Raw genomic sequence first — 25,583 nt, 5'->3', positions numbered from 1 at the left:
ACGGAGGACGGCTCGCGCCGCATCGACGGGTGGGTGGATGCCGCCGCCCTCGCGACCGGACGCGGCTTCGCCGACGCGCTCACGGCGTCGGAGATCGCGGGCGCTGCGTCGGCCCCGATCGTGCTCGTGCGGGGTGACGGTGGTGCGCTGGATCCTGCCATGAAGGCGACCTTGAATGAACTCGGTGCGACGTCCGCCATGATCGCGGGTGGTCGCGGCTCGGTCAGCGCGTGCGTCGAGGTGAGCCTGATATCCGCGGGGATCGGAGTCACCCGATATGGCGGTGCGAATCGCTACGATACGAGCCAACTCATTAACGCGGCAATGTAGACCGAGTCAGGGGGAATGGCCTACCTCGCAACCGGTGCCGATTTCCCGGGACGCGCTGTCGAGCGCGGTGATGGCCGGACGGGCGATGTCGCTTCACGCTCGTCGTGGGCCCGCGGCGCTGAGCGAGGCGGTCGCGCACTCCGAGCGCTGCTGAGCGCTCGCTGCTGAGCGGTAAGGAGTCAGCTACGGAGGGCATGGGCCCGCTCATATGCGCGCTCATAGCCGGCGAGGACATTCTCCGGCCAGAAGCGGTTTCCGATGGTGGACGCCACCGTTGAGGCGACGCGAGCTTCCGAGAGCACGTCGACCACGGCATCCGCATACGCCGATGCGTTCCGCGCCCCCACGAGTCGTCCGTTGTCCGGGCGCACATAGTCGCGCTGGCCGCCGCGGTCTCCCATGACGACCGGGCGCCCGTGAGCGATGGCCTCGACGGCGCTGAGGCAGAGGGTCTCGCCACGCGTAGGCAGGAGAAACACATCGGCGCGGTCCAGGGCATCCGAAACCCCCTGCCGGTCTTGTATGCCTAGCAGGGTCATCTCGCCGTCAGGTCCGATCGCGGCCTCGAGTGGTGCGCGCAGCGGACCATCGCCGACCCATTCCATCCGCGCTGGGACTCCGCGCCTACGTAGTTCGCGAACAGTCGCGAGAGCCATGAGTGGGTCCTTCCCTGGCACAAGGCCGCCCACGCCCACGATCCGAACATCGCCCGGGTCGTTCGGCGCGGGAAGGATACGGACCGGATGCACAGTAGGAGGCACGACGATCATCTCGCCGTTGCGGTACTTCGTCACGCGTTCCGCGAGATATGTGCTGACCGTGGTGACCACGTCCGGCCGGTCCAGCAGCCTGCCGGTTGCTCCCAGCATCAAGCGCTCGCGTGCTGGCAACAGTTGCGGCTCGGCGACGCCCGACCAGTGCTCGGTGTGCACCCAAGGGATCTGGACGTCGTGGCCGGCGAAGGCGAGCAGCGTCGAGAACGCGTGGGAGTGGACGATGTCGGCCTCCGCGATATGTGGGCGGATGGCTTGCCACGCGCGGTGGATGGCACGTGGGCTGCTCGTGGACATGGGCACGCGGATGACGTTGTCCAGTTCTTCGCGTTGGCGCACACCGCCCAACGCCTCGGGCGGCGCCAGGTGAATTACCTTTACCCGGTGCGCGCCCGCGATCGTCTCTGTATCGGCGCGCACGAAGCTGCCGGCGCTGGGCACGGCCAACGACGGGTACCATGTGGAGACGATAAGCACCCGCACGCTCCCAGCCTAGCCGTCGCTGCCGGCCGGACTCTGAGCGACGCTATGGTCGACCCCTTAGACTGTGATGGTTTGCATCCGGCGCCCGCGCCCTAACCCGAGACTCCTTCTATCGTGAGCGATCGACCCGACCTCTTCCTTTCTGTGCCGCGCACGGCGTTCGATGCTCCCGGCCGCAGTCGGGGGCTGCTTGATGTGTTCCAGCTGCTTGATATGTTCCGTTGGCACTACCTTCTGCGACTGCTGGTCCACGTTGGCGTGACGACCCGCTACCGTAACTCGGTTCTTGGCTGGACCTGGTCTTACGTGCGCCCCGCGGCCCAGTTCTCGGGCATCGTCGTTATCAATCACTTCTCAGAGGGTTTCAAGAACCCCACGACGTCGATCGTGGGGAACGCACCGCTGATCGTCTTCGACGGAGACATCGGGTCTGCCATCGGGCTCATGGAGGGCTGATGGGCGCGTGGATCGCCTCGGTCCCCGCATTGGTCGTCGCGCTGAGCGTGCTGTTCGGGCCGGGGCTGCTGGCGGGGATCGGGCTGCGGCTGCGCGGCCTGACGCTGTGGGCGCTGGCTCCGGTGGTCAGTACGGCCATCATCGGCCTCTCGGCGATCGTGTACGGCGAGCTGGGTGTGCCCTGGTCGACATTCACAGTGGCGGCGGCATGTCTTGCAGTCGTTCTGCTCGCGTGGACGGTGAGACTCTTGCCCGCTCCGCAACGGACGGCACCGGCTTCGCGACGAGGTTCAGTGCTGCTTGTGGCAGGGCTCGCCGTCGGTATCGTCGCTGGCGTAGCGCGCTTCGCGCTCTACGTTGGCAACCCGCAAGCGATCTCGCAGACCAACGACGCGATGTTTCACCTCAATGCTGTCCGGTGGATCATCGAGACAGCCGACGCGTCGTCGCTTCACGTTGCAGCGATGGTCGGCGGCAGCGGTGTCTACCCTGCCGCCTGGCACGGACTTGATTCGCTGGTGGCGATGGCCTCCGGCGCAGACATCTCGACATCAGCCAACATGTTGTCGCTCGCGGTGGCGTTTGGCGCCTGGCCGCTCGGCATCGCCTGGCTGACGATGGTCGCAACGCGGTCGCGGCTCACCGCAGCTCTGGCCGCAGCGCAGTCCTCAATGCTGCTGGTCTTCCCGCTGCTGATGCTGGAATGGGGGGTGCTGTATCCCTACGGGCTCTCGCTGGCGCTCCTGCCGGCTGCCGTCGGTGTCGTGATCGCCACTGTGCGATGGGTTGGCGGTGCGGGACCCCTCGCAGGGCGGTTGGGTAACGCTGTGCTGGGTAGCGCCCTGGTGCTCGTCGCGGCGGGTGCGATCGCGCTCGCTCAGCCGTCAACGCTGCTGGCCTGGGGCCTGCTGACGCTGATCTGGCTCACTTGGCGTGCCGCGGCGCGGGCGCGCGGCGCGCGCGGCGCTCGTCGCGCGGTCGTCGTCGCCGTCCCCGCCGCACTCTGGGTCGCCTTTGTCGTGCTGTGGATCGGGTTGACGCGGATGACTACGGGGTCCCACTGGGAGCCGTTCACTGGCGAAGCTCAGGCGGTTCTTGACGTCCTCGTGAACGGGCACATGTGGCTGCCACCTGCGGTCGGCGTCAGCATCCTGTGCGCAGTCGGCCTCGTTGCTGCGGCCCGGCACCGCTCGTTGCGCTGGTTGGCCACCGGCTGGCTCGTCTTCGCGGCGCTGTATGTCGCCGCCGCCAGCCTGGACCATGACTTCGTGCGAAGGTGGGTCGTGGGCGCATGGTATGCAGATCCGTATCGGCTAGCCGCGCTCGCGCCGGTTACGGTAGTACCGCTCGCGGCGATCGGCCTGTCCGAGATCGTCCGCTGGGCGAGCCGCACGCTGTCCCGCCGCCGTGACCCGGAGCCCGTCGGGACGGCGTGGGCGATCACTGCGGTCGCCGCAGTAGCGGCCGTGGGGACAGCCCTCGTGCCTGTGCTGACAATGCCGAACGTGTTCGAGGACGAGTGGGACGCGCAGTCCCGCTACGAGAGCAACCCGCGTAGTTTCCTGTCCCCGGATGAGCGACTGCTGCTGGAGCGGATGGCCACGACGGTACCTACGGATGCCACCATCATCGCCAATCCGTCGACTGGGGCCGCATTCGGATACGTGCTGAGTGGGAGGAATGTCTACCCGCGCACCTGGCAGGCGCCCAGCGGCGATGCCTGGGCGGTGCTCGCGGCCGGACTGAACAAGGCCGCCACCGACCCTGCGGTGTGCGCAGCGCTCGCCGAGTTGGGCTCTCCCGGGTACGTGATCGATTTCGGCCCTGGGGAGGCGTCGCCGGGCCGGTACGTCATGCCGGGCATGTCCGGCTTCGAGGGGCGACCGGGTTTCGAGAAAGTCGATCAGCGGGGCGAGGCCTCCCTTTGGCGGATAACGGCTTGCACCCCGTGAGGGCCGTGGTCCCACCGATAGACTCGACCGACATGCTAGATGCACAGCGGAAACTCCTCGTCGTCGTTCCCGCGCTGAACGAGCGGGAGTCGGTCGGTCGGGTCGTCCGCGACATCCGTCGCGAAGTGCCGGACGCGGACTGCGTGGTCGTTGACGACGGCTCGACGGATTCCACCGCGGAGACGGCATCCGAGGCCGGTGCTCTCGTGCTCCGGCTTCCCTACAACCTGGGCGTTGGCGGAGCGCTGCGTGCAGGCTTCCGGTATGCGACTGAGCACGGCTATGACACGGTCGTGCAGGTCGATGCGGACGGCCAGCATGATCCGCGCTACATCCCGGCGCTGCTCGACGGGCTCGACGGGGCGGACATTGTTATCGGCTCCCGTTTCGCCGGAGTCGGTGACTACGACGCTGGTCGTCTGCGGCGCTGCGCGATGCGAGTGTTGTCGTGGGTGGTGAGCGCAGTCGCGCGCCGGCGACTCTCTGATGTGACCAGCGGGTTCAAGGCAATGGGGCCGCGTGCTGTGCGGTTGTTTGCGCAGAACTATCCTGCGGAGTGGCTCGGCGACACGGTCGAGGCGCTCGTGATCGCCGCGCGATCGGGACTTCGTATCGACCAGCGTCCGGTTCGGATGGGAGTTCGCCAAGCTGGTGAACCGTCCCAGCGCAGTGGGAGGGCAACCGTCTACCTGCTCCGAGCTGGCGTTGCCGTCTTGATCGCGCTCCTGCGGCGGACGGTCGTGGTGCCGCCAGATAAGGATGCATCATGAGCATCGTGAGCTACGTCTTCGGGATCGTGGCGGCGCTGCTCGCGCTCGTCGCGGTTGTCGAACTGCTCCGGCGGTCCATGCTCCGCGAGCGCCACGCCGTGTGGTGGCTACTGGGCGGAGTCCTGGCGCTGGTCATCGCGATCTTTCCTCAGCTGCTGACCTGGGCCGCGAAGGTCCTGGGTGTCTCCGTCCCATCTAACCTCGTGTTCTTTATCGCGATCGGGCTGCTGTTCCTCGTGAGTTTGCAGTATGGCGGCGAGCTCACCCGCGTCGAGGACAATATGCGCACGCTCGCCGAGCAGACGGCGTTCCACGACGAGAGACTGCGCCGTTTGGAGCAGGAACGTAAGGATACTGCGGCGCACGGCGAGCCGCCGAACGGCGATGCCACGCCCAGACCGGGCGGCGAGCAGGCGACGGACATGAGGAGTCCGCCCGGCAAGGGGCGCGGTCGAGAGCCGGAGCTCGGGTCGGTCCATGAGCCATGACAACATCTGGCCCCTCCCGTCCCACCGTCCTCATCGCTTCACGCCTGTTCCCGCCGGAGGTGAGCGCAGGCGCCTTCCGCCTCGGCGCGATGGCGCGCGCTCTCGTGGCAGCAGGAGCGTCCGTGACGGTGGTGACGAGCACCCCACCCTCGCGGGTGCCGACAACACCCGGTGACGAAGGCGTTGCAATCTCCCGTTGGCCGGTGCTGCGAGACAGCGGGGGAAACGTGCGCGGGTATATGCAGTACGCGAGCTTCGACGCTCCGCTGCTCGCGCGGATTCTCTTCCGGCGCTGGGACGTCGCGGTGGCCGAGTCACCGCCGACCACGGCGCTGGTGGTTCGATTCGCCGCCTGGCTTCACAACCGCCCCATGGTCTACTACGCGGCGGACGTCTGGACCGATGGCGTAATCGCGATGGGCGCGGCCAGGCCCGTCGTCGCGCTCATGCGCAGGATGGAGAAGAGCGTGCTGCGTCGGGCTGAGCGTGTTCTATCGGTCTCGGATGAGGTCACCGCCCGTCTTGTCACGCTCGGCGCGGATCCGAGCAAGGTGACGACCATCGGTAACGGAGTTGACACGGACGTCTTCGCACCGGGCATCACGCCGGGCGTAGCGACAGGGCACTACTTCGTCTACGCAGGTACTATGTCGGAGTGGCAGCAGCCGGGCGTGTTCGTCCGCGGGTTCGCATTGATCGCTCGGGAGTACCCCGCTCTGACGTTGAGGTTCTTCGGGCAGGGCGCGGTGGAGGCGGAGTTGCGGCAGCTGGCGGACAAGCTCGTCCCCGGCCGAGTGAAGTTCGGCGGCGTGGTCGCCCCGGCGGAGTCCGCTTCGTGGATTCGTGGTGCAGTGGCGGCGCTCGTGAGCATCGCGCCGGGGCTCGGATACGATTTCGCGCGACCCACCAAGACGTATGCTGCGGCGGCCTGCGGCACCCCCGTGCTGTTTTCGGGTGCCGAGGCCGCTGGCGCGCTCGTGCGCGAGGCTGGCCTGGGGGAGGCCGTCGAGTTCTCTCCGGAGGCCGTGGCCGAGGGGATGCGGCAACTGCTCGTCGCGGCGGAGTCGGGCGAGACGGAGAGTCGGCGCAAGAGCCGCGCCGACTGGGCCGAGCGCCATGCCTCGCTAGCCGCTGTTGGCGACCGGGCAGCGGCTGCGGCGCTCGCGGCGCTCCGCCGTCAGGATGCAGGCGCTTCCCGGGGCTCCGCTACGCCACTCGTCGACGAGATCCAGACGGACGACGCCGGAGCCGATCACCGCGGGGCCTAGGATGGAGATCGTACCTTGCACTCGGGCAGGTGCGAGGAGTCTTTGCATCATGACCGCACCCTCTCACGCGCGCGTCGCGGAGTCCGCCGACGTTTCGCCATCCGCGTCCATCGGCGCAGAAACGTGGATTTGGCACCTCGCACAGGTGCGGGATTTCGCCGTCATCGGCGCGCGCTGCGTCATCGGCCGTGGTGCATACGTCGGCGCTGGCGTCGTCATCGGAGACAACTGCAAGGTGCAGAATCACGCGCTCGTATATGAACCCGCCCGGCTCGCTGACGGCGTCTTCATCGGACCGGCGGCGGTGCTCACCAATGACACCTACCCGCGTGCTGTCAATCCGGATGGTTCGCTCAAGCGCGCACGCGACTGGGACCCGGTGGGTGTCACCGTCCAGCACGGTGCCTCGATCGGCGCGCACGCGACCTGTGTGGCGCCGGTCACGATTGGCGAGTGGGCCACGGTCGCCGCGGGTGCCGTCGTGGTGAGGGATGTGCCGGCTCACGCGCTTGTCGCCGGAGCTCCCGCTCGGCGCATTGGCTGGGTCGGCAAGGCGGGTGTGCCGCTGGAGGAGACCATGCCAGCGCGGTGGGAGTGCCCAGTCACCGGTGAGCGCTATGTGCAGAGGGGCGACACGCTCACCCTGGAGCCTGACCGCAACGCATCCGAAAGGGACGAGGCTGAGCATTGAGCGGCTTCATCCCCGCAGCCAAGCCCATCATCGGTAACGAAGAGCGCGAAGCAGTCGATCGAGTTCTGCGTAGCGGGATGGTCGCACAAGGACCGGAGGTGGCCGCGTTCGAACGCGAGTTCTCCTCGCACTTTGTGCAGGGTAGGCCCGTGATCGCTGTGAACTCCGGTACCGCGGGCCTGCATCTCGGACTCCTGGCATCCGGGGTCGGGCCGGGCGACGAGGTGATCGTGCCGTCGTTCACCTTCGCCGCCACCGGGAACTCAGTCGTGCTGGCGGGGGCCGCGCCAGTCTTCGCCGACATCGAGTGGGAGACGTTCACGCTCGACCCGGCAGCGGTGGAGGCCGCCCTCACGCCGCGCACGAAGGGTATCCTGCCTGTGCATCTCTACGGACACCCAGCACGCCTGCGAGAGCTTCAGGAGATCGCTGCGCGACGCGGGATAGCGCTCTACGAGGACGCCGCGCAGGCCCACGGGGCTGCGCTCGACGGTCGACCGGTCGGTACTTTCGGTACGTTCGGTACGTTTTCGCTCTACCCGACCAAGAATATGACCAGCGGCGAAGGTGGCATGATCGCCACCGTCGACGAGGCGCTCGCGCGCACTGCGCGGCTGCTGCGCAACCAGGGCATGGAGCGCCAGTACGAGAACGAGATTGTGGGGTTCAACGCGCGGATGACCGATATCCACGCCGCAATCGGGCGCGTACAGCTGACCAAGGTGGACGCGTGGACCGCGACACGCCGGAGCAATGCTGCGTTCCTCGACGCAAACCTCAGGGGGGTCGTGACTCCACCCGTCGCCTCCGGCGCGAAGCATGTCTATCACCAGTACACGATCCGCGTTCCCGAGGATCGTGACGGGTTCGCCGTCGCGCTCAAGGAGGAGCACGGCGTGGGTAGCGGTGTGTACTACCCCATCCCCAATCACCGCCTCCCATCGCTCGCGGGCTTCGCGCGCGATGTTCACCTGCCTGAGACTGAGAGGGCGGCCCGCGAGGTGCTGTCTCTCCCTGTGCATCCCTCACTGTCGCAGGATGACCTGGAGCGGATCGTCGCCGCCGTGAACGCGGTCGCGGGAGCGGGTTCCTGATGGCGGTATTGCGCGCGGGCCTGCTCGGCGTGGGCATGATGGGGCGCCACCACGCTCGGGTGCTTCGCGAGCTCGACGGCGTCGAGCTCGTAGCGATCGCCGACCCCGGTGGCGACCCATACGCCGTTGCGGGAAGGCTTGCCGTGCTTCCCGGACTCGATGAACTCATCGCGACGGGCATCGACATCGCCGTCGTTGCAGTGCCCACTCGCTACCATGAGGATGCCGCGCTGACGCTGGCGGCCGCCGGCGTGCACACCCTCGTGGAGAAGCCCATCGCGGACAGCCTGGAGGCCGCAGAGCGCATCGTCGACGCTTTCGCGGCTGCGGGTCTCGTGGGCGCAGTGGGTCACATCGAGCGATTCAATCCCGCGTTGCAGGAATTGCGGCGTCGGCTCGAAGCGGGCGAGTTGGGTCCCGTCTACCAGATTCAGACTCGTCGCCAGGGGCCGTTCCCGTCGCGGATCGCCGACGTCGGCGTAGCGAAGGACCTCGCCACGCATGACGTCGACCTTACCGCGTGGGTGGCGCAGAGCACCTACGCGCGCGTGTTTGCGCAGACGACCTTCAAGAGCGGCCGCGAGCACGAGGATATGATCGCGATCACGGGGCGGCTGACATCCGGAATCATTGTGAACCACCTGGTGAACTGGATGAGCCCGATGAAGGAGCGGGTGGCCGTCGTCACGGGGGAAAGGGGCGCTTTCGTCGCCGACACAGCCACTGGCGACCTGACCTTCTATGCGAACGGCACGATCCCGCTGGAGTGGGAGTCGGTCAGTGCCTTCCGGGGCGTCTCCGAGGGTGACATTGTCCGCTACGCCATCCCCAAGCGAGAGCCGCTGCGGGTCGAGTTGGAGGCCTTCCGTGACGCCGTGCGGGGCGTGGCTGGCGAGACGGTGACCATGGAGCAGGGCCTGAGCGCGTTGCGCGTGGTGGAGGCGGCGCTCGCCTCCGCCCGGGAGGGGGTCGCCATCGCGTTGTGAGTCGTCAGTGTCGTTCCGGCGTGCGCAGGAGCAGCTCCCGGATGACGCGGGTGGCGGCCCGCCCGTCACCGTAGGGAACGGCATCCGTCGGCGTCGGCGCCGCGCGGCTGGCGGCGGCGGCGATTTCTCGCGCAGTCGGGGCGAGGACGTTCCAGCCCAACTCGACCGTCTCCACCCACTCCGTTTCGCTACGGGCGGTCGTGCACGGCACGCGTAGCAGGAAGGCCTCTTTCTGAAGACCCCCGGAGTCGGTAATCACCCCGGCACTCCCCATCGCCGCTGCTACGAGGTCGGGGTATGCCAGAGGGGTGTGCGCGATGAGTGAGCCGCGCGTGAGGGAGATCCCGTGCACTGCCGCCGCCGCGGTGAGGCGTGGATGCGCAAGTAGGACCACCGGTCTGTCCAGCCGTGAGAGCGCGCCCACCAGCTCCGCGAGTCGTAGCGGATCATCCGTGTTCTCGGCGCGATGGATCGTCGCGATGTAGTGCCCGCCCGGCGCGACTGCGAACTCGCGCACCAGTGGCGATTGGAGGCCGGCGACGCGGTCCCGTACCTCGAGCAGCACGTCCGTCATGACATCGCCCACGAGCACAGCGCGGGAGGCAAGCCCCTCTGCGGTGAGATGGTCCATCGCGACCCGCGTCGGAGCGAGCAGCAGATCCGCAGCATGGTCAGTGAGGACCCGGTTGTGTTCCTCCGGCATCCTGCGGTTGAAGCTGCGCAGCCCTGCTTCGAGGTGCGCGACTCTGAGATGCAGCTTCACGGCGCTTAGCGCCGCTGCGATCGTTGAATTGGTGTCTCCGTAGACCAGCACCCAGTCGGGTTTCTGGGCCGTGAGCACACCCTCGATCGCATGTAGCATTGCGCCGGTCTGCGCACCATGCGAACCGCTGCCGATGCCCAGGTACACGTCGGGCGTCGGGATCCCGAGATCGCCGAAGAAGACTTCGGACAGCATTGGATCGTAGTGCTGGCCGGTGTGCACGATGACGTGCTCGACCGACGCCGCCCGCGCGGCCTTGGCTATCGGCGCAAGTTTGATGAACTGGGGGCGTGCCCCCACGACGCTCACGAGCCTCATCACGACCCGCCTTGACCGGCGAGGTGCTCATTCTGCCGCCAGCCTAGACCGGACAAGCGGACCTGATCGTCAAAGTCCGAGATCAGCTGTCTGAGTTCATCGAAGGTCCCAGTACCGACTACGCGGCCCGCATCGATGTAGCAGATCTTATCGAGTTCGCGGATGGCGGTAAGTCGGTGCGCGATCGCGATGACGCTCACGTCGCCCTTGAGTGCAGTGATCGCCTGCGTCACGTCATCCTCGGTGCGCACGTCCAGGGCGCTCGTGGCCTCATCCAAGACAAGGATGACCGGCTCGGAGTAGAGCGCACGGGCGATCCCCAGCCGTTGTCTCTGCCCGCCCGAGAAGTTCTCGCCGCGTTCATTGACGCGTGCATGGATGCCGTTCGGCAGGGATTCGAGCAACTCGCCGAGTGACGCTCGTCGCAACGCCTTCTCGACGCGCTCCTCATCGAACTCGTCTCCCCACGTGAGAGCCACATTCTGCGCGAGGGTACCTGCGATGAAGGAAACGTTCTGCGGGACGTAGCCGATGAGCCGCCGGTAGGCGTGCGGTGCGCCATTGATCGAGACCCCGTCGATCTCGACGCGTCCCGACGAGGGGGGATACAGCCCCAGGAGCACGTCGATCAGTGTCGATTTCCCGGCGCCGGTCGGCCCGACCACGCCGAGGCTGCTGCCGATAGGAAGCTCGAGGGAGATGGACTGCAGCGCATCTCGGTCCGCATCAGGGTACCGATAGCTGACTTCGATGAGGCGCAGCAGTTGCGGCCGAGCGGGCAGCTCGACGTCCTCGACGGAAGGGTGATGCGCGGTCGCGGCGGTGAAGGCGGTCATGTCGTCGATGACGTTCCGCGCGTAAACTTGATTGGCAGTGGCCGACGTGAGGCTCGTCTGCACGGTGGCTAGTGCGGGAGTCATGCGGAACCCGGTCGCCGTGAACAGGGCGATTGCCACGACCGCCTGTTGCACGCCGCCGAACACCAGTGCGACAGCGCCGACGATCAGCAGGCCCCCCACGAGCGCCGCCTCGATCACGTTCTTCGGAACGACGGACAGGAACGAGATGTTCGCGCGTGCCCGGACAGCGTGTGAACGCAATTCCCGCACGTGCGCGCGGGCGTTGGGCAGGGTGTCGCGGAGCGTGAGTTCTTTCACCGCGTGCACGATCTCGGTGACCACGGTGGCGGCGCGGTAGGCGTAGTGGCGGTTGACACGTCCCGCCTGCAACGACTTGCGGGCCACGACGAGTAGTAGCAGCAGTGCCACGAGGACGAGATACACGGTGACAGCAAGGGCGCCGGCGGGATCCGAGACGAACAGAACGACGGCAACGGCGAGGAAGGAGAGCACGTTCCCGGGAACGCTCGCAAGAGGTAGCAGGAAGCCCATGACGGTGTTGGCGATGCCAGAGTCGGCAAGCCGGGTGACATCCGACGTCGACAGGGCAGTTCGGGCATCCCAGTTGACCTCCGTATAGGCGGCGAGCAGTTCATCGCCTACCTCGAGCTCGTACCTCGCGAACCGACGTGTGACCTGCCACTGCTGGAGGATCGCGAGCAGCGCTTTGAGGATGATGAGGCCGCAGGCGACGAGCACGAACCACCCGGCATCTTCCGCCGGGAAAGATCCCAGTAGTGGCAGTACGATCTCGCCGCCGCTGAGCAGCGCCGTCAGCACCAGTGCAAGCAGGCCCATCGAGGCGACGTCAAGGATCGCGAGCGAGCAGGATGCGATCACGAATATCACATAGAACCGGGACGCGCCCGGGGGCATGACCGAAAGGACTCGTCGCACCGTTGTGAACATGGAGAGCAACGCGGAGGTCCCTGTCGGTGGAGGTGACTGATTCTCCTCAGTCTACTCGGACGGGACGCGCGACACGGGAGTCGCGAATCGCTCGTCACGCACCGCAGTCGCGCAGGGATTCGCCGTGGCACAGTGGATGTCGGGCGCGGGGCGTCAGGACAGCAGTTGCCCAAATTGTTCGCGCCACACCGTGGTCTGGTTCTCGGAGGAGAGTATCCTCGCCGCCCGATGCGCGGCGCTCTTGAAGGCATCTACGCGGTCGGGCGTGAGGCTGAGCAGCTCGCGATGCAGGTCCTCCTTGGTGAATCCCGACGCGACCGCGCCGAAGCCGTGATCCGTGACGATGCGCGCCATCTCCGGCGAGGGTCCGATCACCACGCCCAGCCGTGCCTGAACGAAGTCGAAGAGCTTGTTGGGAAGGGCCACGAGATTGTTGTAGTTTGTCGGCGCGAGAAGGTGTACCCCGACGTCGTATGTTGCGAGCGTGGAGATGAGCGCGTGGTGAGGGATCGCCGAGTGCAGCGTGACATTCGGGTAGCGTGCCGCCCGCTCTTCGAGTTCTTTCACGTACGGGGGGTGGTTCGGTGTGAGGTACACGTCGAGCGTCATGGGTGCGCCCTCGAAGCCAACCTCGCCTGCCGCCTCGATCATCGTCTCGAGGCGGCGGTTGGGTAGTGCGGCGCCCGCGTGCACGAGACGGATGGTACGCGGCGTGCGGTGCGGTGTGAGCTCCTCATAGGGCGATGCATTCATGACCACGCGCGGGTGCAGCCCGAACTCCCGTTCATAGCGTTCAGCGATCTCGCGGCCGACCGTCGACGTGGATGCCGCGTCCCGCGCGAAGGTCCGCAGTTGCCAGCGCAGGAAGGGTGCGACGAACGCTCGGAACCGCCAGAGCTCGGTGTTCTGTTCGGGTGCGAACTCGTGCAGGTCGAGGTGAAACCCCAGGGGCGGCCTCAATCCTGCGGCGGTCCCGGCTGAATCGACATCATTCGCGATCACCGCGTCGAACATGCCGACGTCGGTGTGCGCACGCACAAACGAGATCACCGGGTTGTGCGCGTACGCGTAGCGGTACCGGTGCGCCACGACAGCGACGCGGGGGTATTTCCACGCTTGTGCCTCGTCAGGGATCCGAATGTGTCCGGCGACACCGTCGGGAGCTTCGCCATGCCCGATCGTGGTCACTTCGTGATCCGCGAGAAGCGGCAACTGCTTGAGTATTCTCGGGTCGTTTCGAAGGTTCGAGAAGGAGATGACCGCGATTCTCCGCGTCATGGGACAGCCTTTCGGTCACCTGCCGTCCACTCCTCGTACGCGCGCGGCAACTCGTCTGGCGGAAGTGGGATCGCGGTGACATGCGAGATCATTGGATGCAGCGGCCTGTCGCCATGTTCGGCGGCGCTGAAGAGATGTTCATGGAGCTTCTCGCCCTGCCGTAGACCGGTGAAGACGATGGGGACGTCGCGGCTGTTGCGCGCGATGAGCAGACGCGCGACGTCCAGGATGCTCACCGGGCTGCCCATGTCGAGCACGAGCACCTCGCCGCCGCGGCCGATCGCGGCAGCCTGGATGACGAGCTCGCACGCTTCGGGGATCGTCATGAAGTAGCGGGTGACCTCGGGGTGCGTGACCGTGACCGGACCGCCGGCGGCGATCTGATGACGGAATGTATCGAGCATCGACCCGCGCGAACCGAGCACGTTGCCGAATCGCACAGAGACGTAGGCCCGCTTGTTCCCCGCCGGGCGCCGGTCGCGCGCCGCCCATGCCGTGAGACGCTCGGCGAGGAGCTTGCTGCGGCCTAGCACGCTCGTCGGGTCGGCGGCCTTGTCCGTGGAGATGTTGATGAACCGCTCGACATCGAACTCCATCGCCAGCTCAAGAAGGTTGAGTGTGCCCCGGACGTTCGTCTTCCACGCCTCGTCGGGGTACCGCTCGAGCATCGGGAGATGCTTGAGCGCTGCGGCATGGAACACGACCTGGGGCTCTATCTGCGCAAAAACCGCCCTTAGGGCTTCCCGGTCACGGATGTCGGCCAGAACGGTCTCGGGCGTGTCCAGGCGTCCGTTGCCGTAGATGGAGAGCTGCGCAGCGTGAAGCGACGACTCGTCGCGATCTAGCAGGGTGAGCGAGGCCGGGGCAAGGTGGTGCACTTGCCGCGCCAGTTCGGCGCCGATCGAGCCGCCGGCGCCGGTGACCAGCACGCGCTGACCGGCGAGATAGCCCGCGATGGCGGCGATATCGGTGCTGATCGGCCGTCGCCCGAGGATGTCGGTCACCTCGACGTCGCGCACATCGCTCATGCGCACCTGACCGTCGACGATCTGAGCGACCGGCGGCAACACCCGCAGCGACACACCGGCGCGGCTCATCCGCTCGCTGAGCGAGGCGACCAGTCTGCGATCGGGACGCCCGATGGCGAGGATGACGGTCCCCACGCCCGTCTCCTCGACGATCTGCTCGAGGTCCCTCCCGTCGCCAAGAACGGTGACCCCTGAGAGACGCAGGTTGCGTTTGAGCGGGTCGTCGTCGACGAGACCGACGGCGCGGTAGGGGACTTCTGGGGAGCGCAGCAGTCGCAGTAACTGCTCGCCAGCCTCGCCGGCACCATAGACGATGACATCTGTGGCGTGGGACGGGGTGCCGGTGCGGCGATCGCGGCGGGAGCGCCAGAGAACCCGGCCCAGGACGATCGCCGCGGTTGCGAGCCCCGGTGCGAACGAGGCCATCGCGAGCGCAGACGGGATGGCCTCGATCGCGGATGCGGCTGCGATCGACAGGAGAGCGGCGGTGAGAGCGGTGAGGACGACGGTGCGGGCGATGGCCGCTGACTCATCGAAGGTGCTGACGCGGTACCTGCCGCGATAGAGCAGGAAGGCTCCCCAGCCGAGTTGTCCGGCGAGGCTTGCCGATCCGTAGATGAGTGCTACGGGCACGATGTCGGATGCGCCGACCAGGGCGAGAATTCCGGCGACGATCGCGGTCGCCGCAGCCCATGACGCGAGGTCGAACGCGACGCGCAACGGGTTGCGCACGGTCGACTGCGACATGGGCAGGATCCTGTTCAGGTCGGGCGTGCAACGCGGTGCGCACACGCGATACGGCGGGCGTGTCCGGCGCCGGGTCCAGCCTAGTGGAGGACCGGCTCCCGCGGATCGCCGCGCGATGTATGCTGGCGCAGTGCGCGTCTTGCATTTCAACGACTGCGCGTTCGTGGCTGCCACCCTCGTCGCAGAGGCGCGTCGGAGGGGTCTGCCCTGGAGACACCTGACGCCGGAGCAGGTGCGACCTCGAGTGCAGCCGGGCGGCGGGGTCGGACGGCTTCGCTACCTCCCGTACCTCGCCCGACGCATCTCCGCGGTGGGCGACAGCGATATCGTGCACGTGCATTACGGCACTTCGGCCCAGCTGCTACGGCAGCGCGGTGTGCCGCGTCGGCCCTACGTCCTCTCGCTGCACGGCACGGACATCCGTACGCAATGGCATGACCCGGCATATCACCCGCAGCTGCGTCGTGCCATCGACGAGGCCGCTGCAGTGTTGTACACGAATCTCGACACGGCGCAGGAGACACTGCGCGCGCGACCGGATGCTCGTCACTTACCGCAGGCGGTGAGCCCGCACGGCCTGCCACCCTGGCGACCGCACGGCGTGGAGACCGGGACGCCGCGCATCGTCTTCGCCGCACGCTGGTCGGCCGACAAGGGTGTGCTGGAGCAGCTTCAGCTCGCCGATGCTCTTCGACGTGCCCTCCCACATGCAGATCTGATCGGGCTCGACTGGGGCGAGGGCGCCCCGGATGCTGCGCGCGCAGGCGTGCGGCTCGTGCCGACCAGGCCGCACAGGCAGTACCTGGAACTGCTCGCGAGCGCAGACGTCGTCGTCGGGCAAGCCGACGTCATCCTTTCCGTAAGCGATTTCGAGGCGATGCTCATCGGCGCGCCACTGGCCGCGCTCGGGCAACGGCTGCCGTCGGCGGACGGCACGCAGCCCCCCGCGTTGCACGGATCGCTGCAGGAGGTCACCGCGCAGATCGCCGAGGCGCTCGTCGAACCCGAGGCCACGGCCGCGCGGCTCGGCTCTCGGCAATGGGTTCGCGCGCACCATGATCCTGCGCGCCTCGTCACGATGCTGGAACCGATCTATCAGCACAGCACCGGAACGTGACGATGTCCTCAGCCGACGTTGACGTGGTCGTTCCGGTGCACACAGCCGAACGGCCGATCGGGCGGGCCGTGGCATCCGTCCTGCGGGGGACGACGTCGCGGGTGCGTCTGCTCGTGGTATGCCACGAAATCGATCCCGCCATTGTGGCACACGCTCTTGCACAGATCGGGCTCGCCGGAGACGACCGGATCACGCTGCTCCCGTACCATGACGGGCTGCGCAGCCCCGCCGGACCATTCAACCGGGGGCTCGCCGCCGTCGAGTCTCCCTTTTTCGCCGAGCTGGGCTCCGACGACACGCTCGCGCATGGGGCACTGGACGCCTGGCTCGCCCTCGCCCGCGCCCGGGACGCAGAGATCGTCATTCCGTCCATGGCCTGGCCGCGCGCCGTGGCGACTCCGCCGGTGCGTCCCCGGCACCGTGCCCTCCTCGATCCCGTCGCCGACCGGCTTGCATACCGCACGAGCACGGTCGGTCTGATCTCGCGCCGCCTGCGGGAGCGCGCGCGTGCGACCGAGGGCTTGCGCACCGGGGAGGACATCGCCCCCTCGTTACGCCTGTGGTTCTCGGGGGCGCGGATCGCCCAGGGGGACAGATCAGCACCCTATGTCGTGCACACCGACGGCGACGATCGGGCAACCGCGGGGAACAGCATCGCGGACGCCCTGGCATTCGTGCCCTCCGTTGTTGGGGACCAGGACCTGCGCGCACTGGGTGCCCGAGAGCGCGCAGCCATCGCCGCCAAGCTCTTGCGAGTACACGTATTCGGGGCGATCACTGCGCATACAGGGGAGTGGAACGCGGAAGACCGCGTCACCGTCAGCGCGGCAGCGCGCCAAGTGTGCACTTTCGGCGATGCCGTCGGGGCGCTGTCCATCGCCGACCGTCGCATGCTCGCACTGGCGTTGCGTCCACAAACCGCAGACCGTGACCTCGAGCATGCCGCAGCGACACGGCGGCGACGCCTCCATCCCGCTACGCTGCTACCCGCCCGAGCGGCAGCGTGGCGACGCCCCGACGGTGCAGGCAGAATCGATGCCGCCTTCGCGCTCGCGCTCACAAGGACCCATTGACGGCGACCCAACCGCACATCGCCCCCCAACGGACCTCAGAAACAGCCTCACCTCGCTTGGCGGGTCCAGGCAACCGCGAGGCGTGCCCGCTAGGATTCGATCTCGTCCCCACTCCTCCGGCATGGTTCCCGGCTACCGTAGGGGCGCCGCATCAACCTCGGAGACCCACGTGACCTATGTATTGCAGAAGGCGGTTCTCCCGCTCGACCGGGACCCCGATCTGCTCCCTCTGTATCTGGACCCCGAAACATGGTCGACGATCGACGAAGAACCCGTCCGAGTCTCCAGCAGTGCCCAGCTGGGCAATATCCTGGACCGTCACAGCGCACGGATCGCCGCGGGTCAGCGGGTCTCATTCGGCGCATACTTCAACGCTTTCCCAGCCAGCTACTGGCAGCATTGGACTCCAGTGCGCCACGTGGAGCTCCGTGTACGGACCGATGGCCCCGCCACCGTGCTGGTCTACCGCTCGAACGGTGGCGGGGGGCAGCAGCGGATCGATACGCAGGAGGTGGACGGCACCGCCGAGTGTGTGTTCGCCCTGGAGTTGACTCAGTACTCCGATGGCGGGTGGATCTGGTTCGACATCGTCGCCGATGTGCGACCGGTGATCTTCCGGGGGGCGGAGTGGACGACCGACGAGCCGCCCACGCGGACCGGGAAGGCATCGATCGGCATCACGACCTTCAACAAGCCCGACTACTGCGTCAACACGCTGGCCCACCTCTCCGATGCGGAGGACGTACTCGAGCTCGTCGACCGGATCTTCGTCGTCGACCAAGGGGATCGGCGAGTCGACGCGCGACCGGAGTACCCGGGTCTTGCGGAGCGCCTGGGCGACACCTTGCAGATCGTGACGCAACCAAATCTCGGAGGATCCGGAGGGTTCTCGCGAGCAATGCTGGAGACTCTCGCGCGCTCCGAAAGCAGCTTCGTGCAGTTGCTCGATGACGACGTACGCATCGAGCCCGAGTCGATTCGCCGATCGATCATGTTCGCCCGCTTTGCCACGAACCCGACGATCGTCGGCGCGCACATGTTCGATCTGCTCGACCGTCCGAAACTGCACGCGTGGGCGGAGGTGGTCGACCGCGGGCCGTTCATGTGGCGCACCCTGTTCCAGGAGAAGATGCCGCACGACTTCTCCGTCGCCAACATCCGGCAGTCGCCGATCCTCCATCTACGGCTCGATGCGGACTATAACGGGTGGTGGATGTGCCTGATCCCTGTGGAGGCGATGAGGTCGGTCGGGCTGTCGTTGCCCGCATTTATCAAGTGGGATGATGCGGAGTTCTGCCTGCGTGCGCGCGACGCCGACTTCCCGACGGTGACCCTGCCCGGTGCCGCGGTGTGGCACGTATCCTGGATGGGCAAGGATGATTCGATCGACTGGCAGGCCTACTTCCATGCTCGCAACCGCCTCGTGGCCGCCCTGCTGCACTCGCATGAATCGCACGGGGGGGCCCTCCCGCGTCACAGTCGGCGCATTGACCTGAAGCACTTGATGATGATGCAGTATTACGCCGTGGCTCTGCGCCACCGGGCTCTGCGCGACGTGTTGGCGGGACCAGACCATATGTGGCGGAACCTCGCGACGGCGATGCCTGACGCGAGGGCACTGGCAGCGTCGTTCCCCGAGACCGTGGTACACCTCGAGGCGAGCCACCCGCTCTACTCACGCCGCGGCCGGCTTGTCTTCAAGCGGTTGAAGCGGCACAGCTTCGACAGCCCGACCGGTATCGGGCTGCGCTGGTTCACGGCGCGCGTGGTCTTGACGCATTGGTTTCGCAAGCCCGATCCACGCAATCTCGACCAGCCCGAGGTGGAGTTCGGCAAGGGCGATGCGAACTGGTGGCGCGTCCCGCTGCACGACAGTGTTCTGGTTAGCGCTGCGGACGGATCCGGGATGAACGTCTATACGCGCGATCATGCGCGATTCCGGCGGATGCTGATCGACTCCGTCCGGTTGCACCGTCGACTACGGCGGGAATGGCCGCGTCTGTCTCGGCAGTACCGTGCCGCGCTCCCGCGCCTGACAGATCCCGAGGCATGGCGTCGGCATCTCAACATCGGCGAGTGAACCTGCGTGCGCAGTATGCGGCCATACGCGAGCCGGTTCTGCCACATTGACGTTGATAGCGAGCCGAGGGTTAGGGTTAGCGATCCACGGGAACCGTGGATTGTTGCCTTGGAGCACGAGTGTTAGATTCCTGAACTCTTGTTCCTGTCGTTCTCCGCGGCCGACCCTGGCGGAAAGGGGTCGACTACTACACCCGGCGCGACCCGCAGAAGGCGAAGAACGAGGCCATCCGACAGCTCAGAGAACTCGGCTACGAAGTCCGCTGGCGGTTGATAGCCCACATGGCGCAGACGCGCGTCGCCGCTGTTGCTCGTCGGTTGGTCGCTCGGCCTGTCGTTCGTGCCGGGGATGCTCATCTCGTTCCAATGCCCCGACTGGTGGGCGTACGAATGGGGGGAGGGCGCCGGCATCGGAAATCGCGGCCGACCGGAGGTCCTGGGTGTCCCGCTCGGCGATCAAGCTCTGGGACGTCGCAGAAGGCACCCCGCTCCCAGCCGTTGACGGCACCCCGCCGGCCGACGGATTGGTGCACATAGCGGAGACGGATGTCTGCTTCCCTCGCAGGCGACGGTGTCGGGCTGGACGACCCGTACCGGACGAGCCGCCTTCTGGTCGTTGCAGACGCCGTGGTACGCAGTGCAAGCTGGCGGCGGGCCAGCGGGTCGGAGTCCTCGTCTGCCTGCTGCCCGTTCCACCCGAATTGGCCAGTCATCCGGATCTGGAGACGCGCATCATCGCCGGGGGCGTCTCCGCCCCTCCCCGGGGCGGATGTTTCGGTCACCGCCCCCGCGCTCGTGCGGGAGACGACTCTGCGCGGACGGTCTGTACCGGAGGCACCGACGGCCGTCGGCTGGACCCAGGCCTTCTGGTTTCCTTGCGACCGCCCGATGACGATCGCGAGAGGGGTGATCGAGCCGCCGCTGTTCGCGACGGCCTACGAAGGTGACGGAATCGACAACGTCTGCGCCGTACCGCGCGGGGGTTCCCCGAAGTGCTGAGCCCCGGAACCTGTCCGCGGCTCCCTGATCAGCCCTTGCCCAGCACGATCCGGGGGGTGCCTGCCCAGGCTTCGGGGTTGGTGGCGTTGCGTCCGTCGACGAGAAGCCGGATGCCCGGGAACAGTGCCGGGGTCAGCGTGCGGTAGAGGTCGTGGTCCGTGTGCAGCAGGGCGAGGTCGGCGGCCTCGCCGAGTGCGTGCGGCTCGAGGCCGAGTTGGCGCAACTCAGCTTCGTCGAAGAGGGGGTCGTGCACGCGCACGTCGGCACCGCGCGAGCGCAGCGCCGCCACGAGGGGAAAGACGCCCGAGAACGCGGTCTCCTTCACTCCGCCTCGATAGGCTGCGCCGAGCACCACGGTCCGCAACCCCGCCACGGACCCTAGAACGCTTTCCGCCCTGGCCACGAAGCGGTCGGGCATCGACGCGTTGAGAACGCGCGCAGACCGCACGATCTGCGCGTCGGGGTCGGTGGACAGGTACAGTCGCGGGTACACGGGAATGCAGTGCCCGCCCACTGCAACACCCGGACGGTGGATGTGACTGTACGGCTGCGAGTTGCAGGCGTCGATGACCGCGTACACGTCGATGCCATGCGACTCCGCGAACAGAGCGTACTGGTTCGCCAGGCCGATGTTCACGTCACGATAGGTCGTCTCGGCGAGCTTCGCCAGTTCTGCGGCCTCAGCGCTGCCGAGATCCCAGACCCCGTTCGCGCGCGGGAGGTCGGAGCGCTCGTCGAACTGCAGCACAGCCTCGTAGAACTCGCGCGCGACCACGGCGCCGTCATCCGAGAGCGCGCCGATGAGCTTCGGATACCTGCGCAGGTCGGCGAACACCCTGCCGGTGAGAACACGCTCGGGCGAGAAGACGAGGTGGAAGTCCTGACCCTCCGTCAGACCGGATCCCTGCTCGAGGAGGGTCTTACATCGTCCTCGGGTGGTGCCCACCGGCAGTGTTGTCTCGTACGAGACCAGTGTGCCCGGGGTCAGGTGGGTCGCGAGCGCGCGGGTGGCGGCGTCGATTCCCGCCCAATCGGGCTCCCCGGTCGCCTCGTCGACGTACAGGGGCACGACCACAACCACGGCGTCCGCTCCGGGCACCGCTTGCCCGTAATCGCTCGTGGCCCGCAGCCTGCCGTCGGCCACCGACTCGGTGAGCCTCGATTGAAGCTGCGCCTCGCCGGGGAAGGGCTCCAGGCCGGCGTTCACGCTCTCGATGATGCGGCGGTCGATGTCGACTCCGACCACCTCGTGCCCTGAGACCGCGAACTGCGCCGCCAGAGGTAGGCCGATCTTTCCCAACCCCACGACCCCGATGCGCACATCTGCACTCTATCGTCTTCCTCCAGTCATCCACTTCTGGCCTTCGCTTCCCTCTCGTCTGGCCCGACCGCGCCCGTGCTCTGGGGCTGTCGAGGAAGACCGTGGCCGCTGCGCTGGGCAAACGGGAGTAACGGTGTTGTTACGAAGTGTTGACGTGGCGTTGCGGCACCCTGGACGCCGACGATGTCGGACCCGCAGAAACCTGGGGGTGGCGGGAGACGGACGGGTCGCGGGACGTCCGGAAACACCACGACATGTGGCCGCTCGGTGGCGTGGCGGACTTGCGAGGTCGGACGGTGACTGCTACTTTTCAGGAAGTCCCAGAGTTTTGCGCGGCGTTACAGCGAGCGGGATACTTGGACGCCACAACCCACCGAGAAATCAGGAGACAAAAATAATGGGTAAGAGAACCCGTCGCGGCATTATCGCCGCATCCGCCGCCGTGGCGACTGCGGCGGCGCTGTCCTTTGGAGGCTCCGCTGCTTTCGCTGTTGATCCGAATACGCCGAAAATCCCTGAGGCGCTCGATCAGACGCTCGCTGGCACCACCGGCAACCAGGCTTCGTTCTTCAGGTTCGCGTCCAGCAACCGCGTGCTGACCGCGCTGTTCGCAGCGCAGAACACTAACAGCTGGGGGGACACGGCGATCCTTGCGTCGTCGGCCAACTACGCCGACGCTCTCGCGTCGTCCGCGCTGGCGGATGAGTTGGACGCGCCGATCTTGCTGGCGAACGCGGATGGCTCGCTCGACCCGCAGGTCGGGGCCTACCTGGCAACCTTCGATAACATCATCATCGTGTCCGGCACGGGCGTGATCCCCGAGTCCACGAAGGACGCCTTGGTCGATTCTTTCGGTGTTGGTTTCAACAATGTGTTCCGCGTTTCGGGCGTCAACCGCTTCGAGACTGCAGCGGCGATCGCGGTGTTCACCTACTTCACCGGCGGTGCAATAGGGGGAACCACCAACTTCGTCCTGGCCGATGGCATGAACTTCCCCGACGCGCTCGCCGCCGGACCGGCAGCAGCTTCGGAGACCAATGGCCTCGTGTTGCTCACCGACGGTCCGGACGGCGTTTCGCCGTTCTCGTATGCCCTCCTAGTCGGTCAGCCAGTCTCGTGGACCCCCTCAGCCACCCTGCCGGTTGGGTTTGGCGGGCAAACAATCAACTGGTCCATGACCTTCCTCGGCTCCAATGTCACAGTCGTCGGTGGCGCCGCAGAAGAGGCGGCCGGTAACGGTCTGGGTACGCCGGGAACCGCGGTCGAGTACGACAACGCGATCGTCGGCGCGGACCGCTACGAGACGGCGGCGATGGTCGCGGACGAGTACTTCGGCTCCGGATCGACGACGTACACGCTCGCTTCGGGAGAGGACTTCCCGGACGCGGTCGTGGGCGGCGGCTGGGCGGCGAACGCGAATGGTCCGTTGCTGCTCACCAACAATGCGTGGTTGAACCACTACACCGAGGACTACCTGGTGGCCTCGGCCGACAACGGTGACAAGTTCGTCGTATTCGGTGGTACCGGCTCCGTATCCAAGGATGTCTCGCTGACGCTGTACGAGGACTTCAGCTTCTGATCACCCACTGGGTCGTTAGATAGCGGGAGATTTGCTCCCGAATAGTCGAAACCACCAAGGCCCTTTCTTCGGAGGGGGCCTTGGTGGTTTCCTCGCGGTGTCGCGAGCACGTGTTCCCGTCGGTTGGGGTCGAAAGCCGCAGCACCGTGCCTACCGGCACAGGAACGCGGCGTGCTAATGGGCTAGCCTCAAACTCAGCCGCTCGTTCACGAGAACACCGACCGCAGGAGGTCATCATCATGCGCCGAATCACGAGAATCGTGCTGACCGCAGCGCTCGTGGGCGCGCTCAGCCTGAGCGGATCCGCTGCGAGCGCAGCGATCATCCAGATCGACGACAGCGCCCGCGACCCGGAACTCAGCATCGGCAGCACCGGCTGGTCTGCCAAGCTCTATCGGTTCCAAGGCGCGGACCGAGTCGAAACCGCGCGCGTGGCTGCCTCCCTCACCGATTACGCGACTTCCGGCACGTCGCTCGGCGATGTCGCACTGCTCGCCGCATCCACCGGATACGCGGACGCGCTGGCATCCGCTCCGCTCGCCGAGTCGTTGAGTGCGCCGGTCTTGCTCGCGAACGCCGATGGCACGGTGTCACCCGCCGTTTCCACGGAGCTCGCGCGGTACGACACGGTCGTGATCGTGTCGGGTCGCGGTCTCATTCCGGAGAAGACGGCCGGCGCGCTGCGCGCGAAGGGAACGAATGTGGTGCGCTATGCGGGCACCAGCCGGTTCGATACGGCTGCTGCGCTCGGCCTCGCTTCCCTGTATTGGGGCAGCGTGCGCACCGGAGGCGGTCGGCATCCCGCCGCCTCGATCGGCGACTGGACGGCATACATTGCCGACGGACTCGACTTTCCCGATGGGCTGGCCGCCGGTCCTGCCGCAGCACGCGACGGGAACGGTGTGGTGCTCCTCACAGCCGGCGCAGAGGTGGGGCCGGTCACCGACGCCGCCGTGCATGGTCGTTTCGCCGAAGCGCGCGGCGTCGACACGGATGCCTTCGCGCCGCTGCTGGCCTGGTGGGCAACCGCCTCTCGCGGCGCCCAGCTGACGACGAACGCCGTCGGGGCCGCTGCCGCATCCGCCGCCGGGGGCGCGGGGATCCCACTGGTGTCCTCATTCGTGGGCCGCGACCGCTACGAGACCGCTGCGCTCGTCGCCAAGAGCAGCCTCGAACGCGGTATCGCTACCAACAGCTTCGCGATCGCCTCTGGAGAGTCATTTCCCGATGCCGTGGTGGCAGGAGCATTCGCGGCAAACGCCTCTTCGCCGCTGCTGCTGAGCCGTGCCACTGCCCTACCCGCGTCCACGGTGGACGTGCTGAGCGCATCGGTGCTCAATGACAGTGTGGTCGTGGTATTCGGTGGCGAAGCGACCCTGTCTCGCGGGGTGAGTCGACAACTGATCGAACAGCTCTCCTGGTGATCGCCGGGGCCGATCTTGCCCGAATCGCGAAGCGGTGCCCTCCCTGCTCACCGAGCCGCGGCATTGCGATCCCGTTCCGATCGCGCGCAATCGCGCAACCATCGCGCAGCCCGCGGAAGAGGTGGCTCGCACCGCGGATCTTGCGTTCAACCACCCATCAGGCGGATGAGTTCCTTGCCCTTCGCGGCCAGGCGACGCGGCCGACCCCGGGACCCGCCGCTCTTCGCCGTGCTCGCCACCGTCGTCGGCGGGCCGAGTAGCGGTCAGCAAGAGCCCCAGAGTCCGCGCCCTGCGGTAGAGGCCTCGGCCTCGAGGGCACGGAACATCGCTTCGTGCAGCGTGTTCGGCGCGAAGATCATCACTTCGCCGTCGCCCTGTGCGATCAGCTCGGCGTTCACGAATGTGCCGTCGGTCCTCCAGAGGTAGAGCAGATGCCGGCCGTAACGGTCGAGCACCTCGCGGTCGGCCGCCGCCCAGAGCGTCGAACCGGGCGGGAGCAGCGCGGTCAGGCTCGATGTCGCCTCCGCGCCCCAGCACTCGAGCTCGGGGGAGACCTCGGGTGTGTCCAGCCCGATCAGCCGCACCCGAGTCGAGTCGGTGTCGGTGACGACCGCGTTCGGTGTCGCGACGCGGGCACGCAGCGTGTCGCCGTCGTGCACGCTCTCGACCGTCATCTGGAACGCGTCGGCCGGGATCGCCGGGATCGCCGGGTTCGTCTGCGCGGTGACCGGCGAGGGATCAGGCGTCCGATCGTCGCG

Annotated in this window: 21 protein-coding genes; 14 read left to right on the top strand and 7 right to left on the bottom strand. The window is 67.0% G+C overall.

Annotated features, from left to right (window positions below):
* A partial coding sequence (locus QZV81_RS10290; protein WP_292836722.1) for a cell wall-binding repeat-containing protein occupies positions 1 to 330 on the top strand: 330 nt, incomplete at its 5' end.
* 179 nt (positions 331 to 509) lie between these two features.
* Here the strand turns inward: QZV81_RS10290 and QZV81_RS10285 are convergent.
* Positions 510 to 1,580 carry a glycosyltransferase family 4 protein gene (locus QZV81_RS10285; RefSeq protein WP_292836719.1) on the bottom strand — a complete coding sequence of 357 codons (1,071 nt, stop codon included), beginning with the start codon at positions 1,578 to 1,580 and terminating at the stop codon, positions 510 to 512.
* A 120-nt stretch (positions 1,581 to 1,700) separates the two neighbouring features.
* On the opposite strand from QZV81_RS10285, the gene QZV81_RS10280 reads away from it, so the two are divergent.
* Genes QZV81_RS10280 through QZV81_RS10245 form a run of 8 tightly spaced genes read left to right on the top strand, consistent with a single transcriptional unit; the run spans position 1,701 to position 9,291 of the window.
* Positions 1,701 to 2,042, top strand: coding sequence for a hypothetical protein (locus tag QZV81_RS10280; RefSeq protein ID WP_292836716.1), 342 nt, complete (start codon positions 1,701 to 1,703; stop codon positions 2,040 to 2,042).
* Complete coding sequence (locus tag QZV81_RS10275; protein WP_292836713.1) at positions 2,042 to 3,994, top strand: DUF6541 family protein; 1,953 nt, start codon at positions 2,042 to 2,044, stop codon at positions 3,992 to 3,994. Before QZV81_RS10280 ends, QZV81_RS10275 begins: the two co-directional genes overlap by 1 nt.
* A gap of 32 nt (positions 3,995 to 4,026) precedes the next feature.
* Complete coding sequence (locus QZV81_RS10270) at positions 4,027 to 4,764, top strand: glycosyltransferase family 2 protein (RefSeq protein WP_292836710.1); 738 nt, start codon at positions 4,027 to 4,029, stop codon at positions 4,762 to 4,764.
* On the top strand, positions 4,761 to 5,252 hold the full coding sequence (locus QZV81_RS10265) for a DUF2304 domain-containing protein (RefSeq protein WP_292836707.1): 492 nt from the start codon (positions 4,761 to 4,763) through the stop codon (positions 5,250 to 5,252). The genes QZV81_RS10270 and QZV81_RS10265 overlap by 4 nt, the downstream gene beginning before the upstream one ends.
* On the top strand, positions 5,249 to 6,520 hold the full coding sequence (locus QZV81_RS10260; RefSeq protein ID WP_292836704.1) for a glycosyltransferase family 4 protein: 1,272 nt from the start codon (positions 5,249 to 5,251) through the stop codon (positions 6,518 to 6,520). The genes QZV81_RS10265 and QZV81_RS10260 overlap by 4 nt, the downstream gene beginning before the upstream one ends.
* 49 nt (positions 6,521 to 6,569) lie before the next feature.
* Positions 6,570 to 7,211: an acyltransferase gene (locus tag QZV81_RS10255; RefSeq protein WP_292836701.1), complete on the top strand. Its 642-nt coding sequence runs from the start codon at positions 6,570 to 6,572 to the stop codon at positions 7,209 to 7,211.
* On the top strand, positions 7,208 to 8,305 hold the full coding sequence (locus QZV81_RS10250; RefSeq protein ID WP_292836698.1) for a DegT/DnrJ/EryC1/StrS family aminotransferase: 1,098 nt from the start codon (positions 7,208 to 7,210) through the stop codon (positions 8,303 to 8,305). The genes QZV81_RS10255 and QZV81_RS10250 overlap by 4 nt, the downstream gene beginning before the upstream one ends.
* A complete protein-coding gene (locus QZV81_RS10245; RefSeq protein ID WP_292836695.1) occupies positions 8,305 to 9,291 on the top strand; it encodes a Gfo/Idh/MocA family oxidoreductase in 987 nt (328 codons plus the stop codon). The genes QZV81_RS10250 and QZV81_RS10245 overlap by 1 nt, the downstream gene beginning before the upstream one ends.
* A 4-nt stretch (positions 9,292 to 9,295) precedes the next feature.
* Here the strand turns inward: QZV81_RS10245 and wecB are convergent, their stop codons facing one another.
* The 4 genes from wecB to QZV81_RS10225 all read right to left on the bottom strand — a co-directional run bounded on the left by wecB (position 9,296) and on the right by QZV81_RS10225 (position 15,233).
* The gene (gene wecB, locus QZV81_RS10240; RefSeq protein WP_292836692.1) at positions 9,296 to 10,372 is read right to left on the bottom strand and encodes a UDP-N-acetylglucosamine 2-epimerase (non-hydrolyzing); all 1,077 of its coding nucleotides are present in this window, start codon (positions 10,370 to 10,372) and stop codon (positions 9,296 to 9,298) included.
* Complete coding sequence (locus QZV81_RS10235; RefSeq protein WP_292836689.1) at positions 10,372 to 12,111, bottom strand: ABC transporter ATP-binding protein; 1,740 nt, start codon at positions 12,109 to 12,111, stop codon at positions 10,372 to 10,374. Before QZV81_RS10235 ends, wecB begins: the two co-directional genes overlap by 1 nt.
* A gap of 222 nt (positions 12,112 to 12,333) precedes the next feature.
* Positions 12,334 to 13,458, bottom strand: coding sequence for a glycosyltransferase family 1 protein (locus QZV81_RS10230; RefSeq protein ID WP_292836686.1), 1,125 nt, complete (start codon positions 13,456 to 13,458; stop codon positions 12,334 to 12,336).
* The gene (locus QZV81_RS10225) at positions 13,455 to 15,233 is read right to left on the bottom strand and encodes a nucleoside-diphosphate sugar epimerase/dehydratase (protein ID WP_292836680.1); all 1,779 of its coding nucleotides are present in this window, start codon (positions 15,231 to 15,233) and stop codon (positions 13,455 to 13,457) included. The genes QZV81_RS10230 and QZV81_RS10225 overlap by 4 nt, the downstream gene beginning before the upstream one ends.
* 130 nt (positions 15,234 to 15,363) lie before the next feature.
* On the opposite strand from QZV81_RS10225, the gene QZV81_RS10220 reads away from it, so the two are divergent.
* From QZV81_RS10220 to QZV81_RS10210, 3 genes are all read left to right on the top strand, one after another.
* Positions 15,364 to 16,350 (top strand): glycosyltransferase, encoded by a 987-nt coding sequence (locus QZV81_RS10220; RefSeq protein ID WP_292836677.1) that lies wholly within the window; start codon positions 15,364 to 15,366, stop codon positions 16,348 to 16,350.
* Positions 16,351 to 16,352: 2 nt separating this feature from the next.
* Positions 16,353 to 17,423 carry a glycosyltransferase family A protein gene (locus tag QZV81_RS10215; protein ID WP_292836674.1) on the top strand — a complete coding sequence of 357 codons (1,071 nt, stop codon included), beginning with the start codon at positions 16,353 to 16,355 and terminating at the stop codon, positions 17,421 to 17,423.
* Positions 17,424 to 17,592: 169 nt separating this feature from the next.
* Positions 17,593 to 19,503 carry a glycosyltransferase gene (locus QZV81_RS10210; protein WP_292836671.1) on the top strand — a complete coding sequence of 637 codons (1,911 nt, stop codon included), beginning with the start codon at positions 17,593 to 17,595 and terminating at the stop codon, positions 19,501 to 19,503.
* A 1,026-nt stretch (positions 19,504 to 20,529) separates the two neighbouring features.
* On the opposite strand, the gene QZV81_RS10205 is transcribed toward QZV81_RS10210, so the two are convergent.
* The gene (locus tag QZV81_RS10205) at positions 20,530 to 21,822 is read right to left on the bottom strand and encodes a nucleotide sugar dehydrogenase (protein WP_292836668.1); all 1,293 of its coding nucleotides are present in this window, start codon (positions 21,820 to 21,822) and stop codon (positions 20,530 to 20,532) included.
* A 397-nt stretch (positions 21,823 to 22,219) separates the two neighbouring features.
* Here QZV81_RS10205 and QZV81_RS10200 point away from each other — a divergent pair, with 397 nt between their 5' ends.
* Both QZV81_RS10200 and QZV81_RS10195 read left to right on the top strand, forming a co-directional pair.
* On the top strand, positions 22,220 to 23,401 hold the full coding sequence (locus QZV81_RS10200; protein WP_292836665.1) for a cell wall-binding repeat-containing protein: 1,182 nt from the start codon (positions 22,220 to 22,222) through the stop codon (positions 23,399 to 23,401).
* 239 nt (positions 23,402 to 23,640) lie between these two features.
* Positions 23,641 to 24,825, top strand: a complete 1,185-nt coding sequence (locus QZV81_RS10195; RefSeq protein ID WP_292836662.1) for a cell wall-binding repeat-containing protein — start codon at positions 23,641 to 23,643, stop codon at positions 24,823 to 24,825.
* A 263-nt stretch (positions 24,826 to 25,088) separates the two neighbouring features.
* Here QZV81_RS10195 and QZV81_RS10190 read toward each other — a convergent pair.
* A partial coding sequence (locus tag QZV81_RS10190) for a thermonuclease family protein (protein WP_292836659.1) occupies positions 25,089 to 25,583 on the bottom strand: 495 nt, incomplete at its 5' end.

The sequence above is a fragment of the Microbacterium sp. genome, assembly GCF_011620665.1.
Taxonomy (GTDB): Bacteria; Actinomycetota; Actinomycetes; order Actinomycetales; family Microbacteriaceae; genus Microbacterium.
Note: the sequence above shows the minus strand (reverse complement) of the source record. Positions and strands in the feature narration are given on the sequence as shown.